At 42.4% G+C, this 18,685-nt stretch carries 14 protein-coding genes; 12 read left to right on the top strand and 2 right to left on the bottom strand.

Annotated features, from left to right (window positions below; all coding sequences use genetic code 11):
* Positions 1–318: 318 nt before the first annotated feature.
* The 10 genes from RCH20_RS00690 (at position 319) to RCH20_RS00645 (ending at position 11,882) form a co-directional block, all read left to right on the top strand.
* Entirely contained in the window at positions 319–648 is a 330-nt protein-coding gene (locus RCH20_RS00690; RefSeq protein WP_209956745.1) for a hypothetical protein, read from the top strand.
* Between the two features lie 147 nt (positions 649–795).
* Positions 796–1,293: a peroxiredoxin gene (locus RCH20_RS00685; RefSeq protein ID WP_209956744.1), complete on the top strand. Its 498-nt coding sequence runs from the start codon at positions 796–798 to the stop codon at positions 1,291–1,293.
* A 243-nt stretch (positions 1,294–1,536) separates the two neighbouring features.
* A complete protein-coding gene (locus RCH20_RS00680; protein ID WP_327192235.1) occupies positions 1,537–3,027 on the top strand; it encodes a dihydrolipoyl dehydrogenase in 1,491 nt (496 codons plus the stop codon).
* A gap of 60 nt (positions 3,028–3,087) precedes the next feature.
* Positions 3,088–4,287 carry a mechanosensitive ion channel family protein gene (locus tag RCH20_RS00675; protein WP_327192234.1) on the top strand — a complete coding sequence of 400 codons (1,200 nt, stop codon included), beginning with the start codon at positions 3,088–3,090 and terminating at the stop codon, positions 4,285–4,287.
* A gap of 400 nt (positions 4,288–4,687) precedes the next feature.
* Positions 4,688–6,988 carry a bifunctional 23S rRNA (guanine(2069)-N(7))-methyltransferase RlmK/23S rRNA (guanine(2445)-N(2))-methyltransferase RlmL gene (gene rlmKL, locus RCH20_RS00670; protein ID WP_327192233.1) on the top strand — a complete coding sequence of 767 codons (2,301 nt, stop codon included), beginning with the start codon at positions 4,688–4,690 and terminating at the stop codon, positions 6,986–6,988.
* A gap of 315 nt (positions 6,989–7,303) precedes the next feature.
* Positions 7,304–7,879, top strand: coding sequence for a TerD family protein (locus RCH20_RS00665; RefSeq protein WP_209956740.1), 576 nt, complete (start codon positions 7,304–7,306; stop codon positions 7,877–7,879).
* Positions 7,880–8,071: 192 nt separating this feature from the next.
* Positions 8,072–9,136 carry a DUF475 domain-containing protein gene (locus RCH20_RS00660; protein WP_209956739.1) on the top strand — a complete coding sequence of 355 codons (1,065 nt, stop codon included), beginning with the start codon at positions 8,072–8,074 and terminating at the stop codon, positions 9,134–9,136.
* Between the two features lie 492 nt (positions 9,137–9,628).
* Positions 9,629–10,204 carry a TerD family protein gene (locus tag RCH20_RS00655; protein ID WP_209956738.1) on the top strand — a complete coding sequence of 192 codons (576 nt, stop codon included), beginning with the start codon at positions 9,629–9,631 and terminating at the stop codon, positions 10,202–10,204.
* Between the two features lie 195 nt (positions 10,205–10,399).
* Positions 10,400–11,152, top strand: coding sequence for a TIGR00266 family protein (locus RCH20_RS00650; RefSeq protein WP_209956737.1), 753 nt, complete (start codon positions 10,400–10,402; stop codon positions 11,150–11,152).
* A 106-nt stretch (positions 11,153–11,258) separates the two neighbouring features.
* Positions 11,259–11,882: a TerD family protein gene (locus tag RCH20_RS00645; RefSeq protein ID WP_327192232.1), complete on the top strand. Its 624-nt coding sequence runs from the start codon at positions 11,259–11,261 to the stop codon at positions 11,880–11,882.
* Between the two features lie 258 nt (positions 11,883–12,140).
* Here RCH20_RS00645 and RCH20_RS00640 read toward each other — a convergent pair whose 3' ends face one another.
* The gene (locus RCH20_RS00640) at positions 12,141–13,433 is read right to left on the bottom strand and encodes a TerD family protein (RefSeq protein WP_327192231.1); all 1,293 of its coding nucleotides are present in this window, start codon (positions 13,431–13,433) and stop codon (positions 12,141–12,143) included.
* A 568-nt stretch (positions 13,434–14,001) separates the two neighbouring features.
* Here RCH20_RS00640 and RCH20_RS00635 point away from each other — a divergent pair.
* Positions 14,002–15,240, top strand: coding sequence for an ATP-grasp domain-containing protein (locus RCH20_RS00635; RefSeq protein WP_327192340.1), 1,239 nt, complete (start codon positions 14,002–14,004; stop codon positions 15,238–15,240).
* A gap of 152 nt (positions 15,241–15,392) precedes the next feature.
* On the opposite strand, the gene RCH20_RS00630 is transcribed toward RCH20_RS00635, so the two are convergent.
* Complete coding sequence (locus tag RCH20_RS00630) at positions 15,393–16,658, bottom strand: RidA family protein (RefSeq protein ID WP_327192230.1); 1,266 nt, start codon at positions 16,656–16,658, stop codon at positions 15,393–15,395.
* A 655-nt stretch (positions 16,659–17,313) separates the two neighbouring features.
* Here RCH20_RS00630 and RCH20_RS00625 point away from each other — a divergent pair.
* Positions 17,314–18,642, top strand: coding sequence for a phosphoribosyltransferase domain-containing protein (locus RCH20_RS00625; RefSeq protein ID WP_327192229.1), 1,329 nt, complete (start codon positions 17,314–17,316; stop codon positions 18,640–18,642).
* The last annotated feature ends 43 nt before the right edge of the window (positions 18,643–18,685 follow it).

Here is an 18,685-nt window from a genome sequence, read left to right as displayed (position 1 = left end):
TGTTCCATTAATAATATTTCACTAGCAATACTTCATTACCGTAGAATAATTAAACACAAGCGTAACATTTACTTGCATCAACACAGCACGCGCGTGGTTTTTTTTGCTAACAATAATTGTTATGGTATAGGCCACTATATTTATATTAAACAGATATAGTACTGGCAGACAAAAGTCTCATACCTAATAATAATACTGGTAACAACGCGTATTGATAGGAGAGCAACCTTTAAGTCAACTATTGGTGAATACTGATGTTATTTATTTAACCTCTATTCAATTCTTTATTTTATTGACGCCGCTCCTAAGAGGATATTTATGAATTTATTGAAAATACTACCCTTGGCACTGATTGGTCTGATCGCCATGCCGCAAGCAAATGCTATAGATATTAAGCAAAATAATATCGACCAGTGTATTAGTGGTGCAGTCAAATATAAAGTTGCTGACCAAGGTACCGCCACTAAGCTGTGTAATTGCACCATTGGTGTCCGTAGCGAAATGACCATCGGTCAGATGTGGCAAATCGAAAGCTATGCTCAAGATAAAAAAGACCCTTCAGCGCTACCCTACGTGAAAAAAATGCAGCAAGATTTACAAAAATGCACATCAGGATTGGATCTAAAACAACCACAAAAGCCAGCTTGATTGCAAAGGCAATAAAAACGATAAAAAAGACTGGCTACCGCCAGTCTTTTTTGTTGCCAGTAGTTGCCAACAAACCAACAAAGTGTAAGACTGCTTGTATAAAGTATTCAACAATAACAACTAAATTAAAACCATAAGGAATTTACAATGGCTAAGCCGACCACAGAGATAATTGCTCTACCTGATTTTCCAATCACAATAGTCCGTAAACTAGATAACAACTTTATTCATGATGATATCAGCCTAAAAGAGCTGATTGCCAATACGCACAAGGGTCTTATTCTATATTTTTATCCAAAAGACAATACCCCAGGCTGCACGGTGCAGGCGAATGACTTCACCACTAATATTAATACTTTCGACGATCTCGGCTATGACATCATCGGAGTCTCACGTGATAGCGTTGAGTCTCATGAAAAATTCATTGATAAATACGACCTACAGATTCCACTGATCAGTGATGGCGATGAAAAGTTATGCCAATATTTTGAGGTTATTAAAGAAAAAAACATGTATGGCAAAATTACATTAGGTCTGGTGCGCTCAGCTTTTGTGTTTGATAAAAACGGTGACTTGACTCATGCACAGCGTAATCTACGAGCAGCAGGCTATACCGATCGCTTACTGACAACGCTAGCAGAGTAATAAGGTCATAAGTACTAACAACAACCCTGTCATAATGAACTGGGGCATCGCTTACACCTCTACTTATAGATTTTAAACGATGCCTGGGTTTCATTTATGCAACATCTTACTACCTATTTTATGCTGCAAGAGGCTTAGCAACGCTTTATTATCAAAGTCCATTACGACGACAAGCAATTGTTGAATAATAAAAAACTAAATCTAGAGATAACCATAACGATTCACTAAGCCTTTAGGGATGATATGAATAACTTATCTGAAAAATCGTCTGATCGTAGCTCCAGTAAAGTAATCCGGGAAGTAGATGTAGCAGTCATCGGTGCCGGTACAGCCGGACAGAATGCATTTCGTCAAGCCAGCACAACCACCGAAAATATCGTCATTATTAACGATGGCTTTTGGACGACTGTTTGTGCCACTGTGGGCTGTATGCCAAGTAAATTACTGATTGCCGCGGCTGGTCGTGCTCATGACGCTAAGTACTCTGATCAGTTTGGTATCCATGCTGATGTCAGAATAGATGGTAAGCAAGTCATGGCTCGCGTTCAATCAGAGCGCGACCGCTTTGCAAGTTTCGTCACAGAACAAGTCGAAGGCTGGCCTGCGGATAAAAAGATATCGGGGCGCGCCCATATTAATAAAGACGGTCTGATCGAAGTGAATGACGAGCTGATTAAAGCTAATAAAATCATCGTTGCCACCGGTAGCTCACCATTTATTCCAGATGGCTGGGCAGATAAGCTGGGCAAGACACTTTTGACCTCCGATAATGTCTTTGAATTGCCAGACTTACCCGTATCAATGGCAGTGATTGGTGCAGGTTCAGTGGGCTTGGAGTTGGCGCAAGCATTCACTCGTTTGGGCGTAGCAGTGACTTTGTTTAACCGTGCCAATCGGGTTGGTGGCTTACAAGACGAAGATATCAATAACAAGGCTATTGACTGCTTAGGCAGTGATCTGACCATGCACTTAAATAGTGAAATCGAGAATGTTGGCACTCAAACTGATGAAAACCAAGACCTAGCAGCTTTTGTTAATTATAAAGATAAAGATGGCAGAAGTAGACAATGGCAAGGTGAATATGTCTTAGTAGCTACTGGACGCCGTAACAATATCGAACAACTGGGAATTGAAAATCTGAGCGTTGAGCTCGATGATAAAAACCGTCCGAAAGACTTAGACAAAAATACCGGTCAGATTGGCAACCTTGAGGTTTATATTATTGGTGATGCCAACGCTAATATTCCATTATTACACGTTGCCAGTGATGAAGGCTTTAGCGCCGGCAGCGCAATCTGCAAAGACAATACGGATGCTAATGTACGTCTACCTGCCATTCCTTTGTCTATTGTGTTTTGTGAGCCGCAGATTGCCAATGTTGGTATGTCGCTACCCGAAATTAAAGAGTCAGGGCTAGAGTATGTCGTTGGTAACGTCAGTTTCGATAACCAAGGGCGTAGCCGAGTCATGGGTGTTAATTGTGGCCTACTACATATCTATGGCTGTAAAAAAACCGATAAAATACTCGGGGCTAGTATGGTGGGACCTGATGCAGAATATATTACCCATATTTTAGCAGTCGCCATTACCAATGATATGTGCATTAAAGCCCTGCTCGATACGCCATTTTACCATCCAACTATATTGGAAGGCCTGCGTACCGCGCTACGCGATGTGCAAGATAAAATGGCTATCCCTTACCAATCTTATGACACACAGCAAGATGGCTTTTAGTCGCGCGCTCAGTTACACTTTCAAAGCGTTATAAATACTAAAACTCCCATGGATGAGACAATGGCAATCGCTAGTATTACTGATTTTTTTCAAGAGATTATTCGTGATTTACATACTAGTCTTTATCTTGCAGTTGGCGGCTCATTAGAAGAGGACTCGCGTGATTGGACATCACATGCAGTAGAGTTAGTCAGCACAGGTATTAAAATCCTCATACTGCTCGCGGTGTTAGGGTTTTTTTATTGGCTAGCGACTTATATTATTAAAAAAAATAAATCACGTCTGCGCTTGAATGATCGCCGTGCCAAAATTGCACGTTCTATCCTGCGTTATATGTGGATTGTGGCAAGTTTAATTGCCATCATGAGTCAGATTAATTTTGAACCAAACACCGTCAAAGCCACTGCCAAAGCCAGTATTTGGGCAGGTATTTACTATGTATTGTGGGCGTCATCCGATCAAATTATTCATAGAGTGCTGCAGCATTATGGTCTCAATGCTTCTATTGAACAGCTGCTAAAAAATATGTTGTCAGTACTTATTTTGGTACTGGGACTTGCCAGCGTCATGGCACAATTTGGCTTTGATATTGTCTCACTGGTAGCAGGTCTAGGCATTGTTGGCTTGGCTGTCGGCTTTGCGGCGCAATCAACACTTGCTAACTTTATTGCTGGTCTTACTATTTTAATCGAACAATCTTTTCAAGTTGGTGATTGGATTAATATCAACGATAATGAAGGTCGTGTGGTACTCATCTCACTACGTACTACTCATATCTTGACCCGTGATAACATCACAGTGATTATTCCCAACTCTAACGTCGCCTCTTCCGAGGTAACCAATCTGACCTCCAAAAACTTTATCCGCTTTGATATACGCATGCGTATCGCCTTTGAAGATGATATCGATACTGCACGCGAGGTGATATTGCAGGTACTTACCGATAGCGAAGTGGTATTAAATCGTCCTGAAACGTCAGCGACGGTGGCTGAAGTTGGTGAATATGGTATCTTCTTTATCGTACGCTTTTGGGTCAAGCCAGCTTCTGTTGCCCGCATGCCCAAAATCAAAGAAGGCTTGCAGGAAGGTATAAAACGTGCTTTTGATGCCGCAAACATATCCACTCCCTACCCGCACATGCGCTTGTTAATGCCGAAAGACGTTGATTATCCTATTGCTACTAAGCCATTTGCAACTACCACTCAGCTACTATCAGAAGACAGTTCATCAAAAGTATCATTGACTAAAGACCTTAAGTAGCCAACTTAAGATAACATCAGTGATTAGTCTCTAATAAACAGGCTGGCACCCTGCTAATACTTATTATCTTTCCCCACTGTTTTTCAATAACCGATCTTATTATTTTTTAATTACTCGCTATACTTTAAACGCCTACAGTTTAAACCTCAGCGTGTTAAACCATCTCCCCTGGAATTATGGTAAAATCACCCCTTTTCAACACCTATTTTTATTCGTACATTTATAGCAAAACAGATATAACACTGGTACAAGAAAGACGAGTGAAAACTGTAGCTGGCTTAACAAAGCAGTTATATTAATCGAGTCTGACGCCGTAACGGTTGGCAGTTGTTTTACTGTATTAATTTAGCACACTCAATTTACATACACTCAGTTTATATAATAGCCCACAGGTATCCGTATGACCGAACAAAACACGCCCGCATCTTCACTAGCATTGTCGCTCGATCTTATCATTACCTGTGCCGATGGGCTTGAGGCACCGCTGCAAACTGAGCTGACCAGCTTGGGTATTACCAGTGAAATTAAAAGCACAGGTCGTCTGACCGTTACCGGCACGCAGCGTGATCTCTATACTATCTGTTTATGGTCGCGAGTGGCCTCGCGGGTACTGATGCTTATTAAACGCAAAAATATCAATGCTGAGTACGATGTAGCAGAACAGCTCTATGGCTTAGCAAAGTCAGTCAATTGGACGGAACAGTTTAATTTGGAACAGACCTTTGCGATTCGTTTATCGGTCGATAAACGTGTGGCCGTCAGTCAGCAGTTTGCTATGCTGCGCATTAAAGATGCGATTGCCGATACCTTCAATGAAGCCTACGACAGCCGTCCAAACGTGGATAGTAAAAATCCAGATTTTGCGATTTTTGCGACAGTCAATGACAAGCAAGCGGAACTCTATTTAGATTTATCCGGTACCAGCTTGCATCGTCGTGGTTACCGCGTGGCGATGACTGAAGCACCATTAAAAGAAAACTTAGCAGCAGCCCTGCTCTATAGTGCCGGTTGGCATAAGCAAAATGAAGCAGGTGATGCGCCTTATTACAATGCCTTAGTCGATCCGATGTGTGGTTCAGGAACCTTTATCATCGAAGCGCTATTAATGCATTGTGATTATGCAGTAGGTATTGATAAAGCGGCCAATCAGTTTGGCTTCTATCAATGGCAACATCATGATGAAACGTTGTGGCTGGCGATGATTGATGATGCGCAAACACGTTTTCGCGATGCTTTAGCTATCGCCTGCGAGCAACCAGATACACTACCACTTATCTTGGGGTTTGATGCCGATAGTGGCGCTATTGTGGCAACTGAAAAGAACTTAATCGCTGCCGGCTTGCAGGACTTATTGCCATTAATAGATCTTGAAACCCGCGCCCTTGATCAGCTCAGTAACACCTTGCGTCCAATGGTCAATGATGGCAGATTGAGTAATCCGCTGATTATTACCAACCCCCCTTATGGTGAACGTCTCGGTGATGAAGAGATGATTAAACCGCTATATCAGGCGATAGGTCTTATTTTGCAAGACAGCTTTGCCGGTAGCGGTATTGACCCTATGCTAGGTATTCTTGCTGCCAAAGTTGAACAAGTTGACATCTTACCCATTAAAGACCCAAAAACCTTGCGTTGCCATAATGGTGCGATTACCGTTTATTTCCGCTACGGCCAGCTAATTGCTGGGCAAGTGGGACATTTAATGAGCCGCTTTGAAAAGCGCGAAATTGAGTCTGAGGAAGGACAAGACTTTATCAATCGCTTACAAAAGAATCTAGCGCGCCTCAAAAAACAAGCGGCTAAAGACCAAGTCAGTAATCTACGGGTCTATAATGCCGATTTGCCTGACTTTAAAGTTGCTATCGACTTGTATGGCGACTATGTACATGTGCAAGAATATGCACCGCCCAAAACCATTCCACCTGAAACTGCTAGAAAACGTTTTAACTTAGCACTAATGGGTATCCGTGAAGTGTTTGGTATTAACCGTGAACAAATTTTTATCAAAACTCGCGCCCGCCAGTCTGGTAATGAGCAGTATAGTAAGCAAGGCAATACTGAAAAGCGCGGCAAATTCTACGTTGCCCGTGAAGATGACGCGTACTTCTATGTTAACTTCACTGACTATCTCGATACTGGATTGTTTATTGATCACCGTAATATGCGCGCACGTATCAAGGCCAACAGTCGCGGCAAAGCCGTTTTGAATCTATTTGCTTATACTTGTACAGCCAGTGTCCATGCAGCCTTAGCTGGCGCGAAAAATGTCACCAGTGTCGATTTATCACAAAATTATCTCGACTGGGGCAAACAAAACTTTGTGCTCAATGGCCTAGATGTGGGTCGCCGTAAATATGAGTTTGTGGCCGCTGATATCTTTGAGTGGATTAAAGACAATACTGAACAATACGATATTATCTTTATTGACCCACCAACCTTTTCAAACTCTAAAAAGTTTCAAGGTACCTTTGATGTTCAGCGCGACCATGCCGCCTTAATCAATCGCGCTATGAACCGCTTAACGGCTGACGGCGTGTTGTATTTTTCTAATAACTTTACCTGTTTTGAGCTTGATGAGCAGCTGACCGAACGTTATGACATCATTGACATTACCCCGCAAACGATTGGTTTTGATTTTAATGTCAAAAAACCGATTCATCAAAGTTTTGAGATTCGCCATAGCCAAGGGGCCCAATACTAAAATTAGTACTAACGGGAATGCCCTTGCTCAAAATTAAATGGCATCACTGCTAACACCCCGTCATTGCTCAATAAACGGTTTAAATTTGTATCAAAAACTGCAATGGCCTAATCAGTGACCCGATCAGCTTTGATTGGGTCATTTTTTGTTGCTATGATAGAGCGTTACTAAGAAAAATTTTCTATACAGTCAGTCTACAGTGATACGAGTACAAGGAAGCGAAGAGCAAGTGATACAATAGTATCGCTAGCAATTCTGACAACCTAGTCGTTTTATAATAGGCATACTCCCTTACGCTAATAACAAGGATACATCATGGCTTTATCATTGAATAAAGGCGGTAATTTATCGCTAACCAAAACGGACCCTAACCTAAACAAACTACTTATTGGACTTGGCTGGGATGAGCGTGCGACCTCAGGTGCAGAGTTTGATCTTGATGCCAGCATATTCTTGGTAAGCACTGCCGGCAAAGTACGCGGCGATCACGACTTTATCTTTTACAACCAACTCAAATCAGACAATGGGGCCGTTGAGCATACCGGAGACAACCGTACTGGCGAAGGCGATGGTGATGATGAAGTCGTCAAGGTAAATCTGGCTCAAGTGCCTGCTGATGTCGATAAGATAGTAGTCACCGTTACTATTCATGATGCTACTGCCCGCAGCCAAAACTTCGGCCAAGTCGCCAACGCTTTTATCCGCGTTGTGAATGAAGAGACGGGTACTGAAGTGGTACGTTTTGATTTAGCAGAAGACTATTCTGTTGAGACCGCAATGGTATTTGGCGAAGTCTATCGTCACAATAGCGAATGGAAATTCCGTGCGGTTGGACAAGGTTATGCAGGCGGTCTACAAGCAATGTGCCAGCAATATGGCGTTGACATCTAAATTTATATCACTGCTAAAAACCCAAATACATCTGGTTGCAAAATAGTCACAACTTGCTATAGCAAAACGACTAATAATGCCTTATGTTTCATCTAAATTTATGCCTAAAAAGTGGTTAGTAATAGCCACTTTTTTGTGGTCTGTCGCTATAGTGGATCGACCTTAGCTTTACGCAACCAGACAGGACATGTCATGAGACATTTTTATTTAGACTTTATCTTTACGGCTATCGCCCTAATGGTGGCAGCCTGGTGGGGATATTCACATGGTGGTATGGGCGGGCTGCTAGCCACGCTGTCGATTACCGCTATTTTGGCCGTCATGGAAATTTCGTTGTCGTTTGATAACGCAGTGGTCAATGCCTCAGTCCTTAAAGGCTGGGACGAATTTTGGAAAATGATTTTCTTAACCGTGGGTATCTTGATTGCGGTGTTTGGTATGCGCTTAGTCTTCCCTATTGTCATCGTTGCGGTTACCGCTGACTTGGGTATGATGCAAGTCATCGACTTAGCATTAAACAATCCAAAAGAATACTCAGCAAGATTAATGGCCCATCATGCTGAGATTTCAGCATTTGGTGGTATTTTCTTACTATTAGTGTTCTTAAACTTTGTGTTCGATGATAAAGATGTGCATTGGTTTGAGTGGCTTGAAAGCCGTTTAGCCAAGCTGGGTAGAGTTGATGCTATGAGCGTCTTTATTGCGCTTATCGTCTTGATGATTGCGGTCACATGGGCTCCAGCTGAACAGTCATTTGCTGTTTTAATCGCGGGTATTTGGGGTATTTTGATCTATTTGGGCGTACAGGTGATATCCGGTATGCTTGAAGGCGACATTGAAGAACAGCTGGATGACCAAGGTAATAGTACTGGCGCTGCAACTAGCGCAATCATGAGAGGTGGTATTATCGGCTTCTTATATTTAGAAGTCCTTGACGCCTCATTCAGTTTTGATGGAGTGATTGGTGCATTTGCTATTACCAATGACGTGATCGTTATTATGCTAGGTCTGGCCATTGGTGCTATGTTCGTACGTTCTATGACCATTTTCTTGGTGGACAAAGGCACGCTCGATGAGTTCATTTACTTGGAGCATGGAGCGCATTATGCTATCGGTGCCCTTGCCATCATTATGCTATTGTCGGTGAAGCTCCATGTGCCAGAATTAATTACCGGCCTTATCGGTATCGCCTTTATTGGCTTGGCATTACTCGCTTCGTTGAAACACCGCAAACAAGAAGCCCAAAAAACCACTTGATAACCAGTGTAATCGGTTTGGTTTGAATCGTTCAGCTTAAAGAAAAATAGTATTTACCGCAGGTTATATCATACTTCTTGATATAACCTGTTTTTGTTTTATAGCCTAGCATTTAATAGACAGCGGTTAGCGAATGGCATTTGACCCATAAATTCTCATATTTTATAGCTGGTTTTTTTCCTCGTTATTGCGCATTTTATCGCCAGTTCTGGCCTAGTATTCCTAATAAATCACTCACTTACTTTTTAATAACAATACCTTACCTACTATAGTTGAGCGTGTTAAAAGAGTGTCAGATGTACAGGGTTATTATGTTCCTTAGTAAGCACACAAAATTCGCCTTGCTTAGTCAGTAAGTGCTTAGTATAGTAAAACGTAAGGTAATTCAAGGCGAATGATAATGGTCGCGACATTATAAGGTTGCGCATCGATCTTGAATTCGGCATTATTTTTCTCTATCAAATTTTAATTACTACACTAAGGGACAATAATATGGCTATTAGCTTAACGAAAGGCGGCAACGTAAACTTATCAAAAGAAGCGCCAGGCTTAACCAACATCACGGTCGGTTTAGGCTGGGATCCACGTGCTACTGACGGTAAAGATTTTGACCTAGATGCCATTGGATTTTTGGTAAACGAAGCAGGTAAAGTCCGTAATGATCAAGACTTTATTTTCTTTAACAACCTAAAATCAGATAATGGTGCCGTTGAGCATACTGGTGATAACCGTACGGGTGAAGGCGATGGCGATGATGAAGCAATCAAGGTGAATCTAGCTAATATTCCAGCTGACGTTAGTAAAATAGCGCTCTGTGCTATTATCTATGAAGGCCAAGGTCGCAGTCAAAACTTCGGTCAAGTTGGCGATGCTTATATCCGTATCGTTAATGATACTGGCGCTGCTGAAATTGCCCGTTATGACCTATCAGAAGACGGCAGCACTGAAACAGCAATGATTTTTGGTGAGTTATATCGTCATAACAGCGATTGGAAATTCCGCGCAGTTGGTCAAGGCTTCAGCGGTGGTTTAGGTCCATTAGCCGCTTCTTATGGTGTTAATATTTAAGTTTAGACTTAACTGACTAAAACCTTCAAGACATAAAAGGCGTCAATCAGACGACTGGTTGTGCTTCATAAGCTGTCAAGTGTGCCTTTTTGAACACATTTGATGGCTTTAAAATTAATAATATACCGAAAAACTGTCATTCAGAATCAGATATTTAAAATACATATTAAAGAATAAGAATAGGGACTTACGCCCATGGCCGCCACCTTTAGCTTAATCGGTACGATCGAACCATTTTTGCATTGCAATCTTAAAAAAGGCGATTCGATATATTGCGAAGCCAATGCCATGGTGATGATGGAGTCCAACCTTGAGCTCAAAGGTAAATTACAAGGCGGACTCGTACAGTCATTGATGCGACGCTTTGCTAATGACGAGTCATTATTTCAACAACAGATTGAAGCAGTTAATGGCGAAGGCGATTGCCTACTGGCCCCAACGCTTGATGGGGATATGCAAATAATCGATGTTGGTACGCAGCAATATACCTTAAGTGATGGTGCTTTTGTTGCAGCACAAACTGGGGTCGATATCAAAGCCAGCATTCAGCGTAATTTAGGCGGTGCAGTGTTTGGCGATACCGGTGGCTTTATGGTCATGCAAACCCAAGGTCAAGGTCAAGTGGTGATATCAGGCTTCGGCTCACTGTTTGAGATTGATGTGGCTCCAGGTAAAGACGTCATCATTGATAATGGTCATGTGGTCTGCTGGGATTCGAATTTAGACTATAAACTGTCGGTCTCAACCAGTAAGAAAAAAGGTATTATGAGCAATATTATCAACTCGGTCACCAGTGGTGAGGGTATGGTATTGAACTTCTCAGGCACGGGTAAAGTCATCATCTGCTCACGCAATCGTGACAGCTATCAGAGCTGGCTACAAAGTGTCTTAGGCACCAGCTCAGGTGGACGTGGCGGTAGTAACGGCTTTTTAGGAAATATTTTATAAGCGGCCATTTTCAAAAGAATAATATTTATTCGAAAGAATCATATTTAAAGAAAGAACCATATTTAAAATAGCACATTCTATTTATTTATTTTATAAGGATTATCGCATGGCAATCAGTCTACAAAAGGGACAAAAAATATCCTTAAGTAAAGAAGCGGGTGGTACTCTCACCCAAGTCAAATTAGGTCTTGGTTGGGACGTGGCACAAGCACCACAAGATAAAAAAGGCGGATTTTTAGGTAAATTGTTCGGTGGTGGTAGTGGCGGCAGTGGCGGCAGTGGCGATTCTATTGATTTAGATGCGTCGTGCATTATGTTCGATAGCAACAAACAGCCAGTTGATGCCATCTGGTTCAGTCAGCTAAAATCAAAAGATGGTAGTATCGTTCATACAGGTGACAACCGTACTGGTGACGGTGATGGCGACGATGAAGTGATCAATGTTGACCTCTCAAAAGTACCTGCTAATGTAGTGTCACTAGTGTTTACCGTTAATAGCTTTACCGGTCAGACCTTTGAGACCGTAGAAAATGCTTTTTGTCGCATCGTTAATGCCGATAATAACACCGAGGTGGCGCGCTATAACTTATCGTCACAAGGTACTCATACGGCAATGATTATGGCCAAAGTTTATCGTCATAATGATGAGTGGAAAATGCACGCTATCGGCGAAACTGCCTCGGGTCGTACTTTTCATGACTTGATGCCTACTATCACACCGCATGCGTAACTGATTTTGAGTTTTAACTAACTTGAAACTATTCAGTTAAAAAAACCAGCCCCTCTATTATCTTATAATAGAGGGGCTGGTTTTTTGGTTTAAACATTTTTGTTCAGTGGCCATTATATAGTCAATGAACAGTAATATCGATACATAACATACTACTGGCATAAGTTTTTCTTGCTTGCTGTGCCTACGCAGACAGAGGCTGCAAAAAGCTTATACCAGCAGTACCGTCGCGTTTTTAAGGTATTTTAACTATAACTGTTATTTGCGGCCACGTTTCCAGCTAAAGCCCCAATTAAAGGCTTTGTCCATTTCTTGATGACCTTTAAAGTATTGGTTAATACGCTCAACGTTGATACTACCCTGTTGATTCACTAAGCGTGCAATGGCACACATCGGCAAATTACCTGTTCCTTCCGTCAAGCGGGTCTCGATTGGTGGCTGATCAGGCGCATGAATGGTGACTACCCCATCGGTCTCCGCCCAATTAGGTGCACCTTCATAGATGAAAGCAAAGATAAATACTTCTTCAATTTGCGACCACTGCTTACCATTGATATCAAGCCACTCGCCATCGCTGACCTGCCCTGTTCTGTCGTCTCCACGCAAGCACACGTAAGGCGCTGACTGTAGGCTACCAAAGCGATCTCCTAATGCTTGAATCAGGGTTTTTTCTCCATTTTTGAGATGAATCATCGCCCCCACGTCAAGGTCTATACCGCCAGCCTTGTGTTGTTTGAACAAATCCCCTAATAAACCCTTTTTGGGTGCTTGCTTGTCAATGTTCGGACCTTGATTCCAGTTAAGATTGACGGATATTTTACCAAAATCATCACGCTTGGTTAGGTTGATGCTCGATTGATTCTTAGTTAAGGTGATTTTGCTTAAATTAATAGCGGGTTTTGCAGCAGCATTAGTCGCTGGTATTGGTGGTGGCGTACTGGTTTGACCTGAATTGCCCGCTTTTTGAGTATTGATCGGTCTTTGGGTGTTAATAGACGCGGGCGGATTATTGCTTGAAGAACGATTAGCTGACGGCTGAATAGGAGCAGGAGCCTCATCCGCAATTTCAACACCGAAATGTTCGGATAAGGGCTTCAACCCACCGTTAAAGCCTTGGGCGATAAAGCGGAACTTCCAACTGCCTTGTCGGCGGTAGCACTCTGCTAGGATGATGGCTTTTTCCATCCGGCCCGCAGCGTTGAGTTGACAGCTAATCACTACCTGATTGCCTTGTAAAACTTGAATATCAACATCACCAACTTGTGCTAAGGTTTGCGCGCTAGAAAATGCCAAAGCAATCTTCTCAATGTTTGCAGGTTGTGCAGGCAAATTGATATCAAAGAATCCATCACTGTCATGGCCACGAAAGCTCAAACTACCATCATCACTGCGCGTCTGCCCATAAAAAATCATATCACCATCGCCGCGCACACGACCATCAGTGGTCAAGCAATAAGCAACACAATCAATAGAGTTTTGACTCACAATACGGATGCTGATGTTGTCATTCGGTAGAGGCGCATTCGCACCAGCAATCAAAGTTTGGCTCATAAGGTGTCCTTAGGATTAACTATAATGGGTCGCGCTAACTGTCATGTAAAAAAACCACGTAAAGCAGTGTCAGACTAGCATAGGTTTGGCTGCATAGTATGGGTGACTGCTATACGATTATGACGGTCTTAGCTATCGCTGTATATTAGCATGAATGGCGCTAGATACTGGCTGGGTTGCTGAGCAAGTCTCATTTTTGATGGCCGTGGCAGAATAAGTTAGCTTAAAGAATCGCCACCCTGATAATATTGACCCACCAACCCTATGCATTGTTTTATCACATGCATTGATAACACAAGCATTTATATATCGCGACATTTGTATATAATGGCTGTGGTATCAATTAGCGGTAGTCTAAGTTAATGTGCTATCGCTTAAAATATGCTATCACTTAAAATATGCTATCACTTAAAATAGTCTTGCTGCATGATCATATTTTATCAATAATACTGATCATTCTATTATTATTGCAGAATCACTACTCTACTAAAATTATTACGCTACTAAGACAGTCATGACATCTAATTATCCAACTGCGAATAAAGCCAACCATAGCGCTGAGAGCATCATGAATAACCCCGTTAGTAATAGCAGCAACCTTGATAACAGTAACAATCATAACGTGCCGTCAGCTGTTTGGCTGGCTGAAGGTCAGTCAAGCCAGCGTGATATGCTAGCAAGCCTACAAACACTAAAAGCAAGCATCGCTACTCCGATCACCGTCATCGCCTCGCACCGGCAGAACCGCCCAGAAATTTTTGAATTTGCGGATAAAGTCTATTATGAGCCCAGTGTCAATAAAGAGGCTAGCACTATAAGTCCTGACAACGTAGACCCTAGCAACGTGAACCCTAGCAACATAGATACTGATGGTATCAGCATTGACGACCAACCAATATCACCTGAAATAGCGCTACCACGTTGGCAATTTGTGTTAAACCAGGCCAAAGAAAACAATACTAAAGTATTGCTCACAGGGCGTAATGGTATCGATTATGAAGCGCAGCGTGATGCATTTAGCGCGGCAGGTATTCGCTTATTAACTGGGGCGACTAGTGTCACGGCCCTAGAATGTATTGATGATAAGTTCGCCTTTATGCAGCTCTGCCAGGCACAAGCTATTCCAGTAGCAGAATGTTGGCGCTTTGATAATATCTCTGAGCTAAAAGCGCTACTTGCTAAGCATGGCCATCAGCCGCTATGCGTTAAACCGGTTACTGGTATTTTTGCCCAAGGATTCTGGCGACTAGACTCCGGTAAAGAAGATGGTGAGCAGTATGACAGCTTCGATCATTTATATTTTACTGAAGATAAAAAAATAAGTACCGAGCAGTTTATTCACGCTTATACCAGTAGTAAAATGGTACAAGAGCAGCCTATTCCGATGTTGTTAATGCCTTTTCTAGCAGGTCAGGAATATTCTATTGACGTGGTATGTGAGTACGGTGAGGTACTCGCGGCCGTGACTCGTCATAAGACCGGTAAAGTTCAGCATATCGGCTATGATGACGCCGTGATGGATGTGGTTATACCCTTGATTAAAGCATTCGACTGTGATGGTATTGTTAGTGTCCAAACTAAGGCCGATGATACTGGGCAGCATCGTGCCCTTGAAATCAACAGTCGCCCCTCTGGTGGTATCGGTTACACCGCCCATAGTGGTGTGGATTTAACCCAAGTAGGATGTGCATACTGGCTAGGCTTGACGGCTAAGCCTAATTTACAGGACCTCATTCAGCAAATTACCCCCTGTCAGGTACGCTCCGTTACCATGAGTGTAAAGATTGAAGAAGAAAAGTTAGACTAAAGCAGCAGTTGGCCTTTCTAAGGGTACTCGTAAATAAGGGTGCTAGTAGCTTAAGCCATTAGCACCCTTATATTAGATTACTCAAAAACGTCTATCATGAGTCTTATTTATTAATCCTCTCGACGAGTCGCTTTCAATCCCTTAAATGACTATTATAATGTCGGTGGCGTACCTTCAGCATTAGAGAGCACAGCATCAATTTGTATCAAAGCATCCATGGGGATGGCTGACACGCCAATGACGGTTCTAGCAGGCAAGTCACTGTTAAAGAAGGTGGTATAAATATCGTCTACCGCGTCGATATCAGCAATGTTTTTAAGTTGAATATTTATTTTAACGACATCGTCCATGTCATGATTAATACTATTCACAATAGCTTTGATATTCTCTAAGCACTGTGTTGCCTGCGCAGCTATATCACCTGTCACTAGCTTGCCTGATTCAGAGTTGATAGGCAATTGAGCTGAGAGATGATTGTAATGAGAGAAAGCCACCGTTTGGGTCGCCAGCGCACTCTTTGGTGCATTTGATGTGTTGTTGGCTTTTATAACGATGCCATGTCTGTCTTCAACTGCTTGCGGAGGTGTGCCATCACCATATGAGACCACAGCATCAATCTGTACTAACGCATCCATCGGTAACGCTGACGCGGCACTAAGGGTCCGTGCAGGCGTGTAGCCCACTGTTCTAGCAATAGCCGAATCTGGGAAGAAGGTAGTGTAAGCCTCGTTTACAGCGTCAGTATCTGCAATGTTGGTCAAAAAGATATTTATTTTAACAATATCATCAAACGGCACATCGATACTCTCTAAAATGGCCTTAATGTTTTTTAGGCATTGTCCGGTCTGCTCTTTTACGCCGCCAGCAACTAAACTACCGGTCTTAGGGTCGACAGGCAGTTGTGCTGAGATATTATTGTAATGAGAAAAAGCCACTGTTTGGGTCGATATGGAGTTTTTTGGGGCATTATCGGTGTTCTTTGCTACTTTTATCAGATCACAAGGTGCTTGCGGATGAGTCCCTTCGCCGTTTGAGATAATGGCATCTACTTGGATCAAGGCTTTATCCATAGGTAGCGCGCTTACTGCTATAACCGTGCGTGTAGGCAGGTAGCTTTGGAAAAAGTTAGCATAGACAGCATCTACAGCGGCAATATCGGTAATATTTTTTAGAAATATAGTTATTTTGACGACATCATTCATGACATGGTCAATACTCTCTATAATGGTTTTAATGTTATTCAAGCACTGGGTTGCTTGTGCGGTTATATCACCTGCAACCACCTCATTGGTTTTTGGATCAATAGGTAATTGGCCAGATAGATAATTATAATGAGAAAATGCCACCGTTTGGGTTGATAGTGAAAATTTTGGGGCACTGTCTGTGTTTCTTGATGCTTTTATGATGGTATTATTCATATGTAGATATGTCCGATTTGATATATAGTTTTTGGTTTGGTATAGCTTTTAAATTGATGCTGTTTTTTCTAAACTTGCTTGTTTTGGAAAGAAACAATGAGAGCGTGTTGAACATTCACAAGCAGATACTGCGGCTGGTTAATCAAAGCTGTGTTCTAGACAAGATGCAAATTGCAGATAATGCAAGTGCCTTAGCTAGATTTGCAGCACACTGCTCATACGCATTTTGCTTATAAACATCAGGGGGCAGTTTTAGCATCAGTCTCTCTTTATAAATAGTTGGGGACAAGACACTTTTTTGCCGCTACTGTGCTTAAAAAAGCCGCTTAGAATAACTAAGCTAGATAGTTTGCCTTGAAAGCGCCTGAGAAATAGTCGCTGTCAGTGTCGGTGTCAGTGTCAGTGTCATAATCAAGTGTTCAACACGCTCTACAGCTACAAAGCCATCAACGGCGGTCGACAAGTTTACCATAGTAGCGATTAATACACTTTCCTAATAACCTTCGTTTAGGATAAGTAAAAAATAAAGAAGAGATTCTAATTTATTAAAGTCAATTTAGCCAGACAAAAATTCTAGCATTATGGTTGTGATAGACTTGCGGCAATCAACAATAATATACAAAAGCTTTGTAAAAATACGGGATACATCTAAGCAATGACTGAGACTCACAATGATGCTAGCACTGACAATTTCCATAAGCGTACCATCACTCTACCCCGTGGTACGCTCGAGCTGACCTATCAAATAAATACTGCGACCAAACGTTCGATTAATAGTAAAAATTTTAATGCAGCCAAACAGCCTTATCAATTAGAAGACTTGCTTGGTTTTGCCCAACGTATTAATCCAAAGCGGGCATTTCTGTTTGTCTCAAAGGTTTTGGGGCGGCATATTCCAGTTACGCCCACTATTATGCGTAACGCCTTCACCGATTTAGCAGCATTAGTACCCAACAATCTACCTGAGCCCATTGTCGTGGTTGGTATGGCGGAAACTGCGGTTGGATTGTCCGCTGGCGTCCATCAAGCGTTACAAACGCGATATCCGAACGCCTTATTGCTTAACTCCACCCGTCACACGCAGCACGATGACGATAATAATGCTGCTGCAGACACTTTACTGGCTACCTTTAGCGAAGACCACAGCCACGCCAGCCAACATTTGATTTATCAGAGTCCAGATCAAGTCACTCAAGAGCAGTTACTCGCCAGCAAAACCTTGATAATGGTTGATGATGAAGCTTCAACTGGCAACACCTGTATTAATGTGGTCAACGCCTTATATAGTGCAGGACTGTCACAATTAGCACAGGTGCATCTGACGACCTTGGTAGATTGGTCATTAGGTCAAGCGGGTATGGACGACACGCTGTCAAAACGCCTACCAGATATCGACTTTTATCGTCATCACCTACTATCTGGTGCGTGGCAATGGACAGATGCGCCCAACCCTGAACCGATTACCATGCCATCGGTCGATACCACTGCAGCTGGCAGTCAGCCGCTCGGTGATACTGGCAACTGGGGGCGCTTCCCGACTCTTGATAGCACGGCTGGCTTTAGCAATTATTTGGCTCAGTTTCAGCAAAGGCTTACTAACTTTAAGGGTCAGGAAAGTTTTTCTGATGTTTCATTACCGCCGCGCACATTGGTATTAGGCAGTAATGAGTTTGTTTGGTTGCCGTTCTTGTTGGCTGAATGGTTAGAAAACGAAGCAGCAGTCCAGGCAAGAAATAAAAGCTCTGAAGCTACTGCAATGGTTAAATTTAGTGCCTTAACTCGCTCGCCTATCGCCACTGGCAGTGCAATTACTACCATGTTAAGTTTTACTGATAATTATGGCCTGGGTATGACCAACTTTGCCTATAACGTCAACCCGAATGACTGGGATTTGATTGTACTGTGCGTGGAAACAGCCATTAATACTGTTGATGCCCTGTGGACAGATTTAGATAACGTGCTAGTGATAGGTCCTATGCCTTAAACTATTTGATAAAACCATTTTATAAAATTAAGTTTCATCGCCT

Origin of the sequence: Psychrobacter sp. PL15 (assembly GCF_035984995.1) — a bacterium.
Taxonomy (GTDB): domain Bacteria; phylum Pseudomonadota; class Gammaproteobacteria; order Pseudomonadales; family Moraxellaceae; genus Psychrobacter.
The sequence above is the reverse complement of the archived record's forward strand: the minus strand, read 5'-3'. Positions and strand labels throughout refer to the sequence as shown.